This window comes from Tropicibacter sp. S64 (assembly GCF_049803835.1).
Lineage (GTDB): Bacteria > Pseudomonadota > Alphaproteobacteria > Rhodobacterales > Rhodobacteraceae > Pacificoceanicola.
The window spans coordinates 38,963-53,476 of record NZ_JBNAGK010000005.1 but is presented as its reverse complement, the minus strand read 5'-3'; the positions used below and the strand labels follow the sequence as shown (position 1 = coordinate 53,476).

Annotated in this window: 15 protein-coding genes; 13 read left to right on the top strand and 2 right to left on the bottom strand. The window is 67.8% G+C overall.

The genetic code is table 11. The features are described from left to right. Positions 1-51: 51 nt before the first annotated feature. Genes ACP159_RS09390 through tspO form a run of 3 tightly spaced genes read left to right on the top strand, consistent with a single transcriptional unit; the run spans position 52 to position 3,121 of the window. Positions 52-1,605 carry a phytoene desaturase gene (locus ACP159_RS09390; protein WP_425099416.1) on the top strand — a complete coding sequence of 518 codons (1,554 nt, stop codon included), beginning with the start codon at positions 52-54 and terminating at the stop codon, positions 1,603-1,605. Further along, positions 1,602-2,645, top strand: coding sequence for a 15-cis-phytoene synthase (gene crtB / locus ACP159_RS09385; protein ID WP_425099415.1), 1,044 nt, complete (start codon positions 1,602-1,604; stop codon positions 2,643-2,645). The genes ACP159_RS09390 and crtB overlap by 4 nt, the downstream gene beginning before the upstream one ends. Positions 2,646-2,647: 2 nt before the next feature. After that, entirely contained in the window at positions 2,648-3,121 is a 474-nt protein-coding gene (gene tspO, locus ACP159_RS09380) for a tryptophan-rich sensory protein TspO (protein WP_425099414.1), read from the top strand. Here the strand turns inward: tspO and crtC are convergent. Then, positions 3,106-3,987, bottom strand: a complete 882-nt coding sequence (gene crtC, locus ACP159_RS09375) for a carotenoid 1,2-hydratase (protein WP_425099675.1) — start codon at positions 3,985-3,987, stop codon at positions 3,106-3,108. The two genes, tspO and crtC, sit on opposite strands and share 16 nt — an antisense overlap. Continuing rightward, positions 3,984-5,522: a 1-hydroxycarotenoid 3,4-desaturase CrtD gene (gene crtD, locus ACP159_RS09370; RefSeq protein ID WP_425099413.1), complete on the bottom strand. Its 1,539-nt coding sequence runs from the start codon at positions 5,520-5,522 to the stop codon at positions 3,984-3,986. The genes crtC and crtD overlap by 4 nt, the downstream gene beginning before the upstream one ends. A 94-nt stretch (positions 5,523-5,616) precedes the next feature. Between crtD and ACP159_RS09365 the strand changes: the two genes are divergently transcribed. The 10 genes from ACP159_RS09365 to pufL all read left to right on the top strand — a co-directional run bounded on the left by ACP159_RS09365 (position 5,617) and on the right by pufL (position 14,513). Further along, on the top strand, positions 5,617-6,486 hold the full coding sequence (locus tag ACP159_RS09365) for a polyprenyl synthetase family protein (RefSeq protein WP_425099412.1): 870 nt from the start codon (positions 5,617-5,619) through the stop codon (positions 6,484-6,486). A gap of 23 nt (positions 6,487-6,509) precedes the next feature. Next, positions 6,510-7,616, top strand: a complete 1,107-nt coding sequence (locus tag ACP159_RS09360; protein WP_425099411.1) for a methyltransferase — start codon at positions 6,510-6,512, stop codon at positions 7,614-7,616. Positions 7,617-7,738: 122 nt separating this feature from the next. Beyond that, complete coding sequence (gene bchC / locus ACP159_RS09355) at positions 7,739-8,680, top strand: chlorophyll synthesis pathway protein BchC (protein ID WP_425099410.1); 942 nt, start codon at positions 7,739-7,741, stop codon at positions 8,678-8,680. Next, positions 8,677-9,678 carry a chlorophyllide a reductase iron protein subunit X gene (locus ACP159_RS09350; protein WP_425099409.1) on the top strand — a complete coding sequence of 334 codons (1,002 nt, stop codon included), beginning with the start codon at positions 8,677-8,679 and terminating at the stop codon, positions 9,676-9,678. The genes bchC and ACP159_RS09350 overlap by 4 nt, the downstream gene beginning before the upstream one ends. Positions 9,679-9,684: 6 nt before the next feature. Continuing rightward, the gene (gene bchY, locus ACP159_RS09345) at positions 9,685-11,244 is read left to right on the top strand and encodes a chlorophyllide a reductase subunit Y (protein ID WP_425099408.1); all 1,560 of its coding nucleotides are present in this window, start codon (positions 9,685-9,687) and stop codon (positions 11,242-11,244) included. 118 nt (positions 11,245-11,362) lie between these two features. Beyond that, complete coding sequence (bchZ, locus tag ACP159_RS09340) at positions 11,363-12,847, top strand: chlorophyllide a reductase subunit Z (RefSeq protein WP_425099407.1); 1,485 nt, start codon at positions 11,363-11,365, stop codon at positions 12,845-12,847. Beyond that, a complete protein-coding gene (gene pufQ / locus ACP159_RS09335; RefSeq protein WP_425099406.1) occupies positions 12,844-13,068 on the top strand; it encodes a cytochrome PufQ in 225 nt (74 codons plus the stop codon). The genes bchZ and pufQ overlap by 4 nt, the downstream gene beginning before the upstream one ends. A gap of 139 nt (positions 13,069-13,207) precedes the next feature. Beyond that, entirely contained in the window at positions 13,208-13,357 is a 150-nt protein-coding gene (gene pufB, locus ACP159_RS09330) for a light-harvesting antenna LH1, beta subunit (protein WP_020042494.1), read from the top strand. A gap of 13 nt (positions 13,358-13,370) precedes the next feature. Continuing rightward, complete coding sequence (pufA, locus tag ACP159_RS09325; protein ID WP_121633972.1) at positions 13,371-13,535, top strand: light-harvesting antenna LH1, alpha subunit; 165 nt, start codon at positions 13,371-13,373, stop codon at positions 13,533-13,535. A gap of 123 nt (positions 13,536-13,658) precedes the next feature. Further along, positions 13,659-14,513, top strand: a complete 855-nt coding sequence (pufL, locus tag ACP159_RS09320) for a photosynthetic reaction center subunit L (protein WP_425099405.1) — start codon at positions 13,659-13,661, stop codon at positions 14,511-14,513. The last annotated feature ends 1 nt before the right edge of the window (position 14,514 follow it).

Below are 14,514 nucleotides of genomic sequence, written 5' to 3'. Positions count from 1 at the left end.
AACCCTTACAGCGTCGTTGTAAAGTAAAATGGACACATGTAGAGTTAATCCATGTTGACACATTTCGATCCCAGGCAATGGGCGGCGGCGGTCCCGGCGGACGTGCCGCACGCGGTTGTGATAGGTGCCGGGCTGGGCGGGCTCGCGGCGGCCATGCGGCTTGGGGCGAAGGGGTATCGGGTGACGGTCTTCGACCGGTTGGAGGGGCCGGGCGGGCGCGGCTCCAGCATCACGCAGGGCGGCCACCGCTTCGACCTCGGCCCGACGATCGTGACCGTGCCGCAGGTGTTCCGGGACCTTTGGCAGGCCTGCGGACGCGACTTCGACAGGGACGTGGACCTGCGGGCGCTCGATCCGTTCTATGAAATCCGCTGGCCCGATGGCACACGGTTGCCGGTGAACGGCGATACCGCCGCAATGCGCGAGGCGGTGGCGCGGCTGTCGCCGGGAGATGTGGTGGGATACGAGCGCTTTCTGAAGGACAGCGCCGCCCGCTATGCCTTCGGGTTCGAAAACCTCGGGCGGCGGCCGATGCACAGGCTTTGGGACCTGATCGCGGTGTTGCCGACCTTCGCGCTGTTCCGGGCGGACCGCTCCATCCATGCCCACGCGGCGCGGCGGGTGCGGGACCCGCGCCTGCGCATGGCGCTCTCCTTCCATCCGCTGTTCATCGGTGGCGATCCGTTCCGGGTGACGTCGATCTATGCGCTGGTGAGCCATCTGGAGACGGCCTTTGGCGTCCATTACGCCATGGGCGGCGTCGATGCGATCGCGCGGCGGATGACGGAGATCGTCGAGTCGCAGGGCGGCCATGTGGTACAGGGCGCCGAGGTGGACGAGATCATGATGGACAAGGGCCGGGCGCGGGGCGTGCGGTTGGTCGGCGGTCCGCAGGTGAGCGCCGATATCGTGGTTTCCAATGCCGATGCGGGGCATACCTATGACCATCTGCTGCGCAACGCGCCGAAGCGGCGCTGGACCGGGCGGCGGCTGAGCCGGGCGCGCTGGTCCATGGGGTTGTTCGTCTGGCATTTCGGCACGCGCGGGACGCGGGACCTGTGGCGGGATGTCGGCCATCACACGATCCTGAACGGGCCGCGGTACAAGGGGCTGATCGACGACATCTTCATCAAGGGCAGGCTGGCGGAGGACATGAGTCTCTACGTCCATCGCCCCTCCGTCACCGATCCCTCGGTTGCGCCGGAGGGGGGCGATACCTTCTATGCGCTCAGCCCGGTGCCGCATCTGGGTCATGCCGATCCGGTGGACTGGGCCGCCGAAGCCGAGCCTTACCGGCGAAGGGTGCAGGCGGTTCTGGAAAAGGAGTTGCTGCCGGGGCTGGGCGGTCATCTCACCGAATCCGTTGTCTTCACGCCCGAAACCTTCCGCGACCGGTATCTCAGCCCCCATGGCACCGGATTCTCCATCGAGCCGCGCATCCTGCAAAGCGCATGGTTCCGCCCGCATAACGTCAGCGAAGAGGCCGAAGGATTGTTCCTCGTCGGCGCGGGCACCCATCCCGGCGCCGGTCTGCCGGGGGTGATTTCCAGCGCCGAGGTGCTGGACAAGCTGGTGCCCGCGGCAGTCACCCGGAGGACGCCATGACCGCCGAGGCCGATATCCGTCATTGCGCCGAGGCCATCCGGCACGGCTCGCTCTCCTTCCATGCCGCCTCGCGCCTGCTGCCCCGTCATGTGCGGGACCCTGCGCTGGTGCTCTATGCCTTCTGCCGTCTGGCGGACGACGCGGTGGACCTGCACGACGCCAAGCAGGACGCGGTCTTGCGGCTGTCCGAGCGGCTCGATCTGGCCTATGCAGGCAGGCCGCGCAACATGCCCGCCGACCGGGCATTTGCCGCGTTGATCGCTGACTACGAGATGCCCCGCGCCTTGCCGGAGGCCCTGCTCGAAGGGTTGGCCTGGGACGCGCTGGGTCGCAGGCCGGACACCTTGTCCGACCTTCACGCCTACGCCGCGCGGGTGGCCTCTGCCGTCGGCGCGATGATGTGCGTGCTGATGCGGGTGCGCGACCGGGACGCACTGGCGCGGGCCTGTGACCTCGGGGTTGCGATGCAGCTGACGAACATCGCCCGCGATGTGGGGGAGGACGCGCGCGAGGGGCGGCTTTACCTGCCCGCGGACTGGATGGCGGCAGCGGGGCTTTGTCCGGAGGCCTTCCTTGACGATCCGCGCTTCACCCCTGCGCTGGCGGGGCTGGTGCAAAGGCTCCTGCGCGAGGCGTCCCATCTTTATGCCAAGGCGGAGACCGGGATTGCCCTGCTGCCGCTCTCCTGCCGTCCCGGCATCTTTGCCGCGCGGCATGTCTATGCCGGGATCGGCGGTGCGGTGCGGCGCAACAGGCACGATTCGATCCATCACCGCGCCCGCACCGGGAAGGCCCGCAAGCTGGCCTGGCTGATGCTCTCGACGCTGCGCGCAGGGAGCAGCGCGGTGCTGCCGCGTTCGGCGCTGGTGCATGCGCCGCCTTTGCCCGAAACCGCTTTTCTCGTGGAAGCCGCCGCTGATCGGCCGGCGGATGCCACGGACTGGAGTGACCAGATGCTCGCCCTTCTCTCCCGGCTCAAGGCCCGCGACATGGATCGCCGCGCGGCATTGATCGGGGCACCGGCCCGCGCTAGATCCTGATCATGTTCTGGATCTGCTTCGCCCTCTTCCTCGCCGCCTGCTTCGCTGCCGGAGCCACGGGCGGACTGTTTCCGCCGGGCGACTGGTACAAGAGCCTGCGCAAACCCGGGTTCACCCCGCCGAACTGGGCGTTCCCGGTGGTCTGGACCACGTTGTACTTCTGCATGGCCTACGCCGGGGCGCTCGCCGCAATGGTGCCGGGGAACGGCATCGCCATGGCGCTCTGGTCGGTGCAGATCGCCCTGAACGGGCTCTGGACGCCGGTGTTCTTCGGGTTGCGGAAGATGCGGCTGGGGCTCTTGGTACTCGCCCTGCTGTGGCTGTCGGTGGCGGTCTCGGTGGTTGCGCTCTGGGCACTCGACTGGCGCGCGGGGGCGCTGTTCGTGCCGTACCTCGTCTGGGTCAGCATCGCCGGGGCTTTGAATTGGTCGGTGATCCGGCTGAACCCGGACGTGGCTGTTCAGGACCCGGCCTGAAAATCCCAACCCGCCCGGCGCGGCACCCTGAGCGCCAGCATCGGTTTCATCCAGGGCTGGCGGAAACGCGTCAGGTCCAAGGCTTCATGCACGCCGGTCGTCACCTCGCCGTGGATGCGGGTCTCCACCGCCGACCGGCAGTAGAACGGCGCATCCAGCATTGGCAGGTCCTGCCTTGGCCGGTGGCCGCTGTCGGCGCGGGTCGTCCGGCGAACCGCCCAGAGCGAGCGGGGCAGGGCGGCGGCGGGCGGCGCGGGGATGGGTTCGGCGTGGCCTCTCCCGTCAACATGGACCGCCGCGCCGATCACGCTGCCGTCTCGTCGGATGGCGTCGTAAAAACAGGTGGTGCCCTGGCGCAGGGGAAACCGGCCCCAGCTCCACTGTGCGAAATCCGCCTCCAGCGCCCGCGTGCCGAAATTCGCGTCGAAATAGCCGTGCCCCTGCCAGCGCCATCCCGGCGCGTCGAGGTCCACCGCGATGGTGCAGGACGGCGCGAAGGGTCGCCAGACATGGGCGCCATCGGGGGTCAGGGGCAGTTCCACGTGCGTCAGTGCCTGCGGCGTCAGGGTGATCCGCCCGCGCAGCCGCCCGAACAACGGTGCCGCGCCGCGCTCGTCAAGGTCGATCACCAGCCGGTCACCGCGCCAGTGCAGGGACGAGGGGCCGACGGTGAACCGCTCCGCGCTCTGGCGCAGGGCGGCGCGGCCCCGGTCGGTCATGGCAAAGCGTCCGCCGGGGCCGTAGGTGGCGACGTTGATGCAGACGTGGTTCTCCGGGTCGCGGCGTCCGGACCACGCGTACCAGGGCGAGAACACCGATCCGATGAAGGCGATGACGCTGACCGCGCGTGTGCCGTCTTCGCTCAGGCCGTCGACGTACCACCATGCGTAGCCATCCGGCGGGACGGCGAGGTTGAAATTCGGCGCTGCAAGATCGCCTCGGCCGCGTGCCGTCCGGAGAGTGCCGCCATCGGCACCCCCGCTCCCGGATGCGTGCCGCCCCCCGCGAGGAACAGGCCCTTGATCGCCGTGTGCGCCGTCGGACGGTGGAACGCCGCCATCATCCCGTGCGGGCTCTGCCCGTAGAGGGAGCCGGCCGATCCCGGGAAGAGGGTCTCGAAGCCCTGCGGTGTCGTCGGTCGCGCCGGGCCTTGCTGTGGATCGAAGCGCAGGCCGAAGCGACTCAGGGTCGGGAAGCAGCGGTCGGGACATTGGGAAGGCTCCTGCGGCATGAGGGTCAGCGGCGGCGCATTGGCGATGATTTCGAAGCGTTCCAGCGGCGGCGCCGCGCCGCTCGCGCGGTCCATGGCGCAGACGTATAGCGTCGGGTCAGGCAGGCGGCTGCCCCTGTCGAGCGCGTCGAATTCCGGCTTCGGGTCAGCGCGGAAAAAGACGTTGTGGTAGGCAAGGTCCGGACCCTGCGGCGCGGCGGCGAAGGTCCAGACATCCGCGGACAGGCTGCGCGGGGCGGTTTTGGTCCGTGCCGCGACCAATGCCACGTCCGGCCCGAGCAACCCGCTTGCAAGGGCGCGTGGATCGCCGTTGAAGAGCACGGTCTCCGCAGCGATCCGGGTTCCGCCGTCAAAGGTCAGGCCCGTGACGCGGTTTTCCCGGACTTCGATCCGTCGGGCTTCGGTGCCGTAGTCGAACTGCGCCCCCCGTGCCCTGGCCAGCGCTTCCAGTGCCCGCGCGAGCCGATGCATGCCGCCCCGCACGGCCCAGACCCCGCTGGCCTCGGCCTGCCAGATCAGGGCAAGCAAGGCGGGACTGTGATACGGCGAGCCGCCGACATAGGTGGCATAGCGTCCGAACACCTGCGCGAGGCGGGGATCGTCAAAGGCGTCGTCCAGCAGACCGGCGAGGGTGCGCCCCGGCGCCATGTCACGCATCAGGCGGGGCGCGGCGAGCAGTTTGCGGATCACCTGCGGAAGGGAGGGGCGGGCCGCCGACATGACCGGAGCATCAAAGGCGTCAAAGAGCGCGCGGGTGCGGCGGTCGAAGGCGCGGAACTGCCGTGCGGCGCGGGACCCGGCGAAGGCGTGGATGGCCTCGGCGCTGCGGTCCGTGTCCTCGAACAGGTCCAGCGTTGCGCCGTCCGGCCAGAAGTGCCGCGCAAGACGCGGTTGGCGCACCAGCGTGAGGTGATCGTCCAGCCGTTCCCCAAGCGCCTCGAAAACCGCGTCGAAGACCCGGCGCAGGGTTAGCACCGTCGGCCCCGCATCCACCGGACCGGCGGAGGAGGGCAGGGTGCGCATCTTGCCGCCGGGTCCGGCATGGCGCTCGAGCACGCGCACCCGCCTGCCCGCCCCGGCCAGCAAGGCCGCCGCCACAAGCCCGCCGATCCCGGCGCCGATGATGACAACAGGGGCCGCCTTTTCTGGGAGGGAGATTGGGTCCGGCATGGTCCCAGTGTTGACTCGTACAGGCGAAGTGTCCAGAATAATGTACACATGGACCGTCATGACGGGATGACAGTCCGCCATTCGGGAGGCTTCCATGACTTTCGCGCCGAGAATTGACGCCGCCATGCTGCGGGCGCTGGAGGCGGCGCAGGGCCAGCCTGCTCCGGCCCGTCTGGCCAGTGCCCTGCATTACGCCACCTTTCCCGGCGGCGCCCGCATCCGTCCCACCATCCTGATGTCGGTGGCCACCGCCTGCGGCGACGATGCGCCGGAGGTCACGGAGGCGGCGGCGGTGGCGCTGGAGCTGATCCATTGCGCCAGCCTCGTGCATGACGATCTTCCGTGTTTCGACGATGCGGCGCTGCGCCGGGGGAAACCGTCGGTGCATGTGGCCTATTCGGAACCGCTGGCCGTGCTGACCGGAGACAGCCTCATCATTCTGGCCTTCGAGGTGCTTGGCCGCAGCGCGGCGCAGGACAAGGACCGCGCGGCGCAACTGGTCCTGTCGCTGGCGAAGCGGACCGGCATGCCGCATGGCATCTGTGCCGGGCAGGGCTGGGAAAGCGAGGCGCAGATCGACCTCGTCGCCTATCACCGCTCCAAGACCGCCGCGCTGTTCATCGCCGCGACGGAGATGGGCGCGATTGCCGCCGGGCATGATCCGGAGGCCTGGCATGATCTGGGTGCGCTGATCGGCGAAGCGTTTCAGGTGGCGGACGATCTGCGGGACGAGTTGATGGACATCGACACGCTGGGCAAACCGGCAGGGCAGGACGACCGGCACGGACGTCCGAGCGCGGTGGCGGAATGGGGAATAAAGGGCGCGATGGCGCGGCTCTCGGACATTCTTGCCGGGGCCATTGCCTCGATCCCGTCCTGTCCGGGCGAAGCGATGCTGGCACGCGCTGTCAGGGCGCAAGCGCAGGCGATCATGCCCGACGTTCCGGCCCGGTTCACCGTTTAGGCGGCGGAGGCGGGGACATGCGCATGGCTCTGTCCCGTCCCGCGCATTGGCTCGCCCGTCTCGTGGCGCGGCCGTCGCTGCAGGCACTCGCGGAACGCCTGCCAATTGCCTCTGCCATGGCGCGGCGTGACGGGGCGGCGATCTTTGACCTCATGCAAGGCTTCGTCGCGGCGCAGGTGCTCGCCGCGTTGATCGAGTTGCATATCCTCGAGCGTCTGCTGGAGCAGGAGATGACTGCCGACGGGCTGGCCCTGTCGCGGGGTATCGCACCGGATCGCATGGCGCAGCTGTTGCAGGCGGGCGTGGCGCTCGGGCTGCTGCGGCAGCGGCGGGGCGGGCGGTACGGGCTGGCACGCCGGGGCGCGGCGATTCTCGGGGTGCCGGGTCTGCCCGCGATGATCCGCCACAACCGCGCCTTCTATGCGGATATGGCCGATCCGGTCGCCGTGCTGCGCGGCGAGGGCGACACGCATCTGCAACGGTTCTGGCCCTATGTGTTCGGCGCCGGGGTGGCCATCGGGGCGGAGGAGGCGGAGAGTTATTCCGACCTGATGGCGCAAAGCCAGGTGCTGGTGGCGCGGGACACCTTGCGCATGGTGTCGCTGCGGGGCGTGTCGCATCTGATGGATGTGGGTGGCGGATCCGGCGTGTTCCTTGCCGCGGCCTTGCGCGCGCAGGGCAGATTGCGGGCGACGCTGGTCGATTTGCCGGAGGTCATGCCATCGGCGAAGGCGCGGCTTGCCGGGCAGGGACTCGGCGGCAGGGTAACGCTGGCCCCCGGCGATTTCCGAACCGATGCGTTGCCGCAAGGGGCCGATGCGGTCTCGCTGGTCCGGGTGCTGTATGACCATGACGACGACACGGTGCGTGGCCTGCTGGCGCGGGTGCGCGAGGCGCTGCCGGTTGGCGGGCGGCTGATCGTCTCCGAGCCGATGTCCGGAGGACCCCGTCCGGACCCCGCCACAGATGTCTATTTCGCCTTTTATACCATGGCGATGGGCACCGGGCGTGTGCGTGCGCCCGCGCGGATCGCGGCGCTCTGCGAGGAGGCCGGTTTTGGCCAGATCCGCGTCCCGCGTGCCCCCCGCCCGTTCATCACGCGCGCGGTGGTGGCCGTCAGGTTGGCCTGACAGGATCCTTGCCAATGTGTAAATAAACATTGACATTGATGTGTGTCAATTTAGACTGACATGGTGAGCCGCCTGCGACGAAGTGAAGCGATCCGCTTCCCCGCGCGGGGAGGGAGGCAACCATGCAAGCAAATGCTGTTTTCCTGACGGGTCCGCGCGATCTGCACGTCGAGACGCTGGCGCTCAATATGCCGGAACACGGCCAGATCGTCGTGGACATCGACTGGTCCGGCATTTCCACCGGCACGGAAAAGCTCTTCTGGACCGGGGAGATGCCGCCGTTTCCCGGCATGGGGTATCCGCTTGTTCCGGGCTACGAGGCGGCGGGTCGCGTCGTCGAGGCGGGACCGGACAGCGGCTTTCGCATTGGCGAGTCGGTCTTTGTGCCCGGCGCGAACTGCTTCGAGGGCGCATACGGGCTGTTCGGCGGGGCGGCGTCCCGGCTGGTGACGGACCCGGCCCGGGTCTGCCGCATAGACGGCGGCATGGGCCCGGAAGGCGCGCTTCTGGCGCTTGCCGCAACGGCGCGCCATGCAATGGCAGGGCTGGATGCAATGCCGCCCGAACTGATCGTCGGGCACGGGGTGCTGGGGCGGTTGTTGGCACGGCTGACCATCGCCGCAGGGGCGCCCGCGCCGGTGGTCTGGGAAACCGAACCGGTCCGGCAGGCCGGGGCTGAGGGATATGCGGTTGTGACGCCCGAAGACGATCCGCGCCGGGATTATCACAGCATCTACGACGCCTCCGGCAATGCCGTGGTGCTGAATGACCTGATCGCACGGCTGGCCAAAGGTGGCGAACTGGTGCTGGCGGGGTTCTATGCGACCGACTTGCGGCTGGCCTTCGTGCCCGCCTTCCTGCGCGAGGCGCGGCTGCGCGTGGCTGCCGAATGGACGCGCGGGGACCTGACGGCGGTTCGGGCGCTGCTCGATGCGGGGGTGCTCTCTCTCGATGGGCTCATCACGCACCATGCGCCCGCCCAGGACGCACCGCATGCCTATGCCCGGGCCTTCGAGGACCCGGCCTGCCTGAAAACCATACTGAACTGGAAGGACGCAGCGTGAAGGATGATGTTCCCAACCTGAAGGATTTCCAGACCCGTCTGCGCGACGAGGCTGGCGAAGACCTGGCCGACATCGCCACGGCGGAGCCGACGAAGAAGACCCAGATCATCGCGATCTACGGCAAGGGCGGAATCGGCAAGTCCTTCACCCTCGCCAACCTCAGCCACATGATGGCCGAGCAGGGCAAGCGCGTGCTGCTGATCGGCTGCGATCCGAAGTCCGACACGACCTCCTTGCTGTTTGGCGGAAAGGCCTGCCCGACGATCATCGAGACCTCGACCCGCAAGAGCCTTGCGGGTGAACAGGTCGCCATCGGCGATGTCTGCTTCAAACGGGGCGGTGTGTTTGCCATGGAGCTTGGCGGGCCGGAGGTCGGGCGCGGCTGCGGCGGGCGCGGCATCATCCATGGCTTCGAGCTGCTGGAAAAGCTGGGGTTCCACGATTGGGACTTCGATTTCGTGCTGCTGGATTTCCTCGGGGATGTGGTCTGCGGCGGTTTCGGCCTGCCGATTGCGCGGGACATGGCGCAGAAGGTGATCCTCGTCGGCTCGAACGATTTGCAATCGCTCTACGTGGCCAACAACGTCTGTTCGGCGGTGGAGTATTTCCGCAAGCTCGGTGGCAATGTCGGGGTCGCGGGGCTTGTGGTCAACAAGGACGATGATTCCGGCGAGGCGCAGGCCTTCGCCAAGGCCGCCGGTATCCCGGTGCTGGCCTCGATCCCGCAGGATGACGACCTGCGCAGGAAGTCGGCCAGTTACCAGATCGTCGGGACGGAGGCCTCGGTCTGGGGGCCGCTGTTTGCGGAGTTGGGCCTGAACGTGGCCGAGGCGCCGCCCGTGCGGCCAACCCCCTTGTCGCAGGACGCGCTGCTGGCGCTGTTCGACGGGTCGGAGACCGGCGCGGGTTTCGTGCTGGAACCTGCCACCGACGCCGACATGCGGGGCAAGAATGCCGCGCCGAAAGCCTCGCTGGAGGTGATCTATGACGAAGCGTGAGCGGGCATGACGGGCGAGGTCACATATGACGGCGCCGCAGAGGTGACGGTGACGGCGGGCACAGCCTCCGACGCGCCGCAGCTGACCGGCGATCCGGGGCTCGGCTGTCATTCCGGGAGCGACCTGCGCAAGGCGGCGGAGGCGGCAGGGCAATCGGAGCTGCTCGACCAGTTCGCCCGCGATTACCCGCAGGGACCACATGACAAGCCGCAGAGCATGTGTCCGGCGTTCGGCTCGCTGCGCGTTGGTCTGCGGATGAAGCGGGTGGCGACGGTGCTCTCCGGATCGGCCTGCTGCGTCTATGGCCTCTCCTTCGTCAGCCATTTCTACGGTGCGCGGCGGTCCGTGGGCTATGTGCCTTTCAACTCGGAAACGCTGGTGACGGGCAAGCTGTTCGAGGACATCCGCGACGCGGTGCATGAGATCGCCGACCCGGACCGCTATGACGCGGTGGTGGTGACGAACCTGTGCGTGCCGACTGCCTCGGGTGTGCCGCTGCGGCTGTTGCCGAAGGAAATCAACGGGGTGCGGATCGTCGGGATCGACGTGCCGGGGTTTGGCGTGCCGACCCATGCGGAAGCAAAGGACGTGCTGGCCGGCGCGATGCTGGCCTATGCCCGGGCGGAAGCGTCTGCCGGACCGGTGCCCGCTCCGGTGGGCGGCGTGTCCGACCGGCCGACGGTGACGCTGCTGGGCGAGATGTTTCCCGCCGATCCGGTGATGATCGGTCGGATGCTGGCGCCGATGGGGCTGGCCGCCGGTCCGGTCGTGCCGTGCCGGGAGTGGCGGGAGCTGTACGCCGCGCTTGACTGTGGCGCGGTGGCGGCGATCCATCCGTTCTATACCTCTGCCATCCGGGAGTTTCAGGCGGCGGGCCGTCCGGTGATCGGCTCCGCGCCGGTGGGCCGCGACGGCACGGCGAATTGGCTGGCGGCGATTGGGGATGCGTTCGGGATTGCCGCCGGAAAGGTGGCCGAGGCGCAGAACGCGGTGTTGCCCGCGATCACCGGCGCCTTGTCCGGCGCAAGGATCGACGGGACCATCACGCTCTCGGGCTACGAGGGCAGCGAACTCCTGGTCGCGCGGTTGCTGATCGAGAGTGGCGCGGATGTGCCTTACGTCGGCACCGCCTGTCCGAAAACCCCGTGGTCCGCCGCCGATGCCGACTGGCTGGCGGCAAAGGGCACCAAGGTCGTGTTCCGGGCCTCCCTGGAAGACGACTGCGCGGCGATGGAGGCGATCCGTCCCGACCTCTCCATCGGCACGACTCCGGTTGTGCAGAAGGCCAAGGCGCTGGCCATACCCGCGCTCTATTTCACCAACCTGATTTCGGCGCGTCCGCTGATGGGCGTGGCCGGAGCGGGATCGCTCGCAGAGGTGGTGCGGGCCGCCATTGCGGGCAAGGACCGCATGGAACGGATGCGCGGCTTCTTCGAGGGGGTGGGCACCGGCGAGACGGCGGGCATCTGGGAAGGTGATCCGAACCTGCGGCCTGAGTACCGGGCGCTGAATTTGAAGAAGCTGGAGAAACGCGCACGGGCGGCGAAGGCGGAGGAGATGATCTGATGCGCCGTTCGTCTCCCTTTGCCGACGCAGCCCCGGACCTGATCCGGGGCCTCACCGCAAACCAGGAGGTCCCGGGTCAGGCCCGGGACCGGGTGGCTCTGCCGGGGAGGGGGCGCGCATGCTGATTCAGGATCATGACCGCGCCGGGGGATATTGGGGGGCTGTCTATGCCTTCTGTGCCGTGAAGGGCCTTCAGGTGGTGATCGACGGACCCGTGGGCTGCGAGAACCTGCCGGTGACCTCCGTGCTGCACTACACCGACGCCTTGCCGCCGCATGAGTTGCCCATCGTGGTGACGGGTCTGGGCGAGGAGGAACTGGGCCGCAAGGGCACCGAGGAGGCGATGAGCCGGGCCTGGGGCACGCTCGATCCGGCTTTGCCCGCGGTGGTCGTCACCGGCTCGATTGCCGAGATGATCGGCGGCGGGGTCACGCCGCAGGGCACCAACATCCAGCGCTTTCTGCCGCGCACCATCGACGAGGACCAGTGGCAGGCCGCCGACCGCGCAATGACCTGGCTGTTCACAGAGTTCGGCATGACCAAGGGCCGGATGCCGAAGGAACGCAAGCGCGAGGCGGGCGCGAAGCCGCGCGTCAACATCCTCGGGCCGATGTACGGCACGTTCAACATTCCGTCCGATCTGGCGGAGATCCGCAGGCTGGTCGAGGGGATCGGCGCGGAGGTCAACATGGTGATGCCGCTGGGCGCACATCTGGCCGAGATGCGCGATCTGGTGAATGCCGATGTCAACATCTGCCTCTACCGCGAATTCGGGCGGGGTCTGGCGGAGGTGCTGGACAAGCCCTACCTGCAAGCCCCCATCGGCGTCGAGAGCACGACGAAGTTCCTGCGCACGCTGGGCGACCTGCTCGGGCTGGACCCGGAGCCGTTCATCACGCGCGAGAAGCATTCGACGATCAAGCCGGTCTGGGACCTGTGGCGGTCCGTAACGCAGGATTTCTTCGCCACCGCCAGTTTCGGCATCGTGGCGTCCGAGACCTACGCGCGGGGCGTGCGGCATTATCTGGAGGGCGATCTCGGGTTGCCCTGTGCCTTTGCGGTGGCGCGCAAGGCGGGGACGAAGACGGACAACGACCAAGTGCGCGGGCTGATCGCCCGGCACCGGCCGCTGATCCTGATGGGGTCGATCAACGAGAAGATCTACCTCGCCGAGCTGAAAGGCGGGCATGGGCCAAGTCCGGCGTTCTTGCCGGCGAGCTTTCCGGGCGCCGCGATCCGCCGCGCCACGGGTACACCGTTCATGGGCTACGCGGGCGCGACATACCTTTTGCAGGAGGTCTGCAACGGGCTCTTCGACGCGCTGTTCCACATCCTGCCGCTGGGCAGCGAGATGGACGCGGGCGCGGCGACGCCGACGCCGCTGCGGCGCGACTTCCCTTGGGATGCGGATGCCAGCGCAGAGCTGGACAGGATCGTTGCCAGCCATCCGGTGCTGACCCGGATCTCGGCGGCCAAGACCTTGCGGGACGCGGCGGAGGAGGCCGCGCTTCGCGGCGGCGCCGAGCGCGTCGTGCTGGAAACCGTGCGGGCGCTGGCCCCCGGAGACGCCACCAAACAGAAAACCGAGGAGACAGAGCCATGACCGACGCCACCTCCATCCCGCAGCGCGCGCACCGCACGGGCCGCCGCCGCACCACCGAATTCTATGTCTACTTCACCGCAATCTTCCTGATCGCGCTGCCCGGCTGCATGCTTGGCTGGATGCGCGATGTCGGGCGGCGGCAGTCGCTCAACGTGCAAGGGCCGCTGGCCCGGGCCTGGGTCGAGGCGGAGAGCACGACACCCCTGATCTTCTCGGTCTGACGCGCGAGGGGCGCGTCCGATCCGAGTTCCGCCACTGGCCGCCCGGACACGGGCGGACAGGTCCCCCGGCCCCGCAAGGGGCCTCGGGTCCCGGCCGCAGGGTATGCGGCGTCAGCAGCAACGTTCCGGAGGAAAGTTCATGGCTGATAACACCGACCTGTCATTCACAGGTCTCACCGACGAGCAGGCCCAGGAGCTGCATTCGGTCTATATGAGCGGCCTCTGGCTGTTCGTGGCTGTTGCAGTGGTCGCCCATCTGGCGACCTACATCTGGGCTCCCTGGTTCTGAGGAAGGATCGATCATGTCGAAGTTCTACAAGATCTGGCTCATTTTCGATCCCCGCCGCGTGTTCGTGGCGCAAGGCGTTTTCCTGTTCCTTTTGGCCGTGATGATCCACCTGGTGGTTCTGTCCAATGGCGTCAACTGGTTCGAGAATGCTGCCGCGTCCCGTGCCGCGAGCGAGTGAGCGCACCCCGCTCACCTTCACGCTTCCGGTTGCGGGCGGTTCGCCGCCCGCGACCAACGATCGGCAAGCGACGGCCCGCCGCGACATCCGACGGAACCGGCCACCTGAATGCGGAGGACGCACATGGCATTGCTCAGCTTTGAAAGAAAATACCGGGTCCGCGGCGGCACGCTCATCGGAGGCGATCTCTTCGATTTCTGGGTGGGTCCGTTCTACGTGGGCTTCTTCGGCGTCACGACGATCTTCTTCGCGGCGCTCGGCACGATCCTCATCCTGTGGGGCGCGGCGCATCAGGGGACATGGAACCCCTGGCTGATCAACATCGCACCCCCTGACATCCGCTACGGTCTCGGCATGGCGCCACTGATGGAGGGCGGGCTGTGGCAGATCATCACCATGTGCGCCACCGGCGCCTTCATCAGCTGGGCGCTGCGCGAGGTGGAAATCTGCCGCAAGCTGGGCATGGGCTATCATGTGCCCTTCGCCTTCAGCTTCGCGATCCTCGCCTACATGACGCTGGTGATATTCCGCCCGCTGCTCATGGGCGCGTGGGGTTACGGCTTTCCCTATGGCATCTTCAGCCATCTCGACTGGGTCAGCAACACCGGCTACGCTTACCTGCATTTCCATTACAACCCGGCGCACATGCTGGCGGTTTCGCTGTTCTTCGCGACCTGCTTCGCGCTGGCGCTGCATGGCGGTCTGATCCTGTCGGCGGCCAATCCGGAAAAGGGCGAGGAGATGAAATCGCCCGATCACGAGGACACGTTCTTCCGTGACTTCATCGGCTATTCGGTGGGCACGCTGGGCATTCACCGGCTGGGCTTCCTGCTGGCGATCAACGCGGTCTTCTTCTCGGCGGTCTGCATCATCATCTCCGGTCCGGTCTGGACCGAGGGCTGGCCGGAATGGTGGAACTGGTGGCTCGAACTGCCCTTCTGGCCCGAGTCCCAGATGGTTTCGACGGGGGGTATGTGAT

Coding starts and splice junctions, on each gene's coding strand:
- ACP159_RS09390 (WP_425099416.1), top strand. CDS start 52: ATGTTGACACATTTCGATCCCAGGCAATGGGCGGCGGCGGTCCCGGCG.
- crtB (WP_425099415.1), top strand. CDS start 1,602: ATGACCGCCGAGGCCGATATCCGTCATTGCGCCGAGGCCATCCGGCAC.
- tspO (WP_425099414.1), top strand. CDS start 2,648: ATGTTCTGGATCTGCTTCGCCCTCTTCCTCGCCGCCTGCTTCGCTGCC.
- crtD (WP_425099413.1), bottom strand. CDS start 5,522: ATGCCGGACCCAATCTCCCTCCCAGAAAAGGCGGCCCCTGTTGTCATC.
- ACP159_RS09365 (WP_425099412.1), top strand. CDS start 5,617: ATGACTTTCGCGCCGAGAATTGACGCCGCCATGCTGCGGGCGCTGGAG.
- ACP159_RS09360 (WP_425099411.1), top strand. CDS start 6,510: ATGGCTCTGTCCCGTCCCGCGCATTGGCTCGCCCGTCTCGTGGCGCGG.
- bchC (WP_425099410.1), top strand. CDS start 7,739: ATGCAAGCAAATGCTGTTTTCCTGACGGGTCCGCGCGATCTGCACGTC.
- bchY (WP_425099408.1), top strand. CDS start 9,685: ATGACGGGCGAGGTCACATATGACGGCGCCGCAGAGGTGACGGTGACG.
- bchZ (WP_425099407.1), top strand. CDS start 11,363: ATGCTGATTCAGGATCATGACCGCGCCGGGGGATATTGGGGGGCTGTC.
- pufQ (WP_425099406.1), top strand. CDS start 12,844: ATGACCGACGCCACCTCCATCCCGCAGCGCGCGCACCGCACGGGCCGC.
- pufB (WP_020042494.1), top strand. CDS start 13,208: ATGGCTGATAACACCGACCTGTCATTCACAGGTCTCACCGACGAGCAG.
- pufA (WP_121633972.1), top strand. CDS start 13,371: ATGTCGAAGTTCTACAAGATCTGGCTCATTTTCGATCCCCGCCGCGTG.
- pufL (WP_425099405.1), top strand. CDS start 13,659: ATGGCATTGCTCAGCTTTGAAAGAAAATACCGGGTCCGCGGCGGCACG.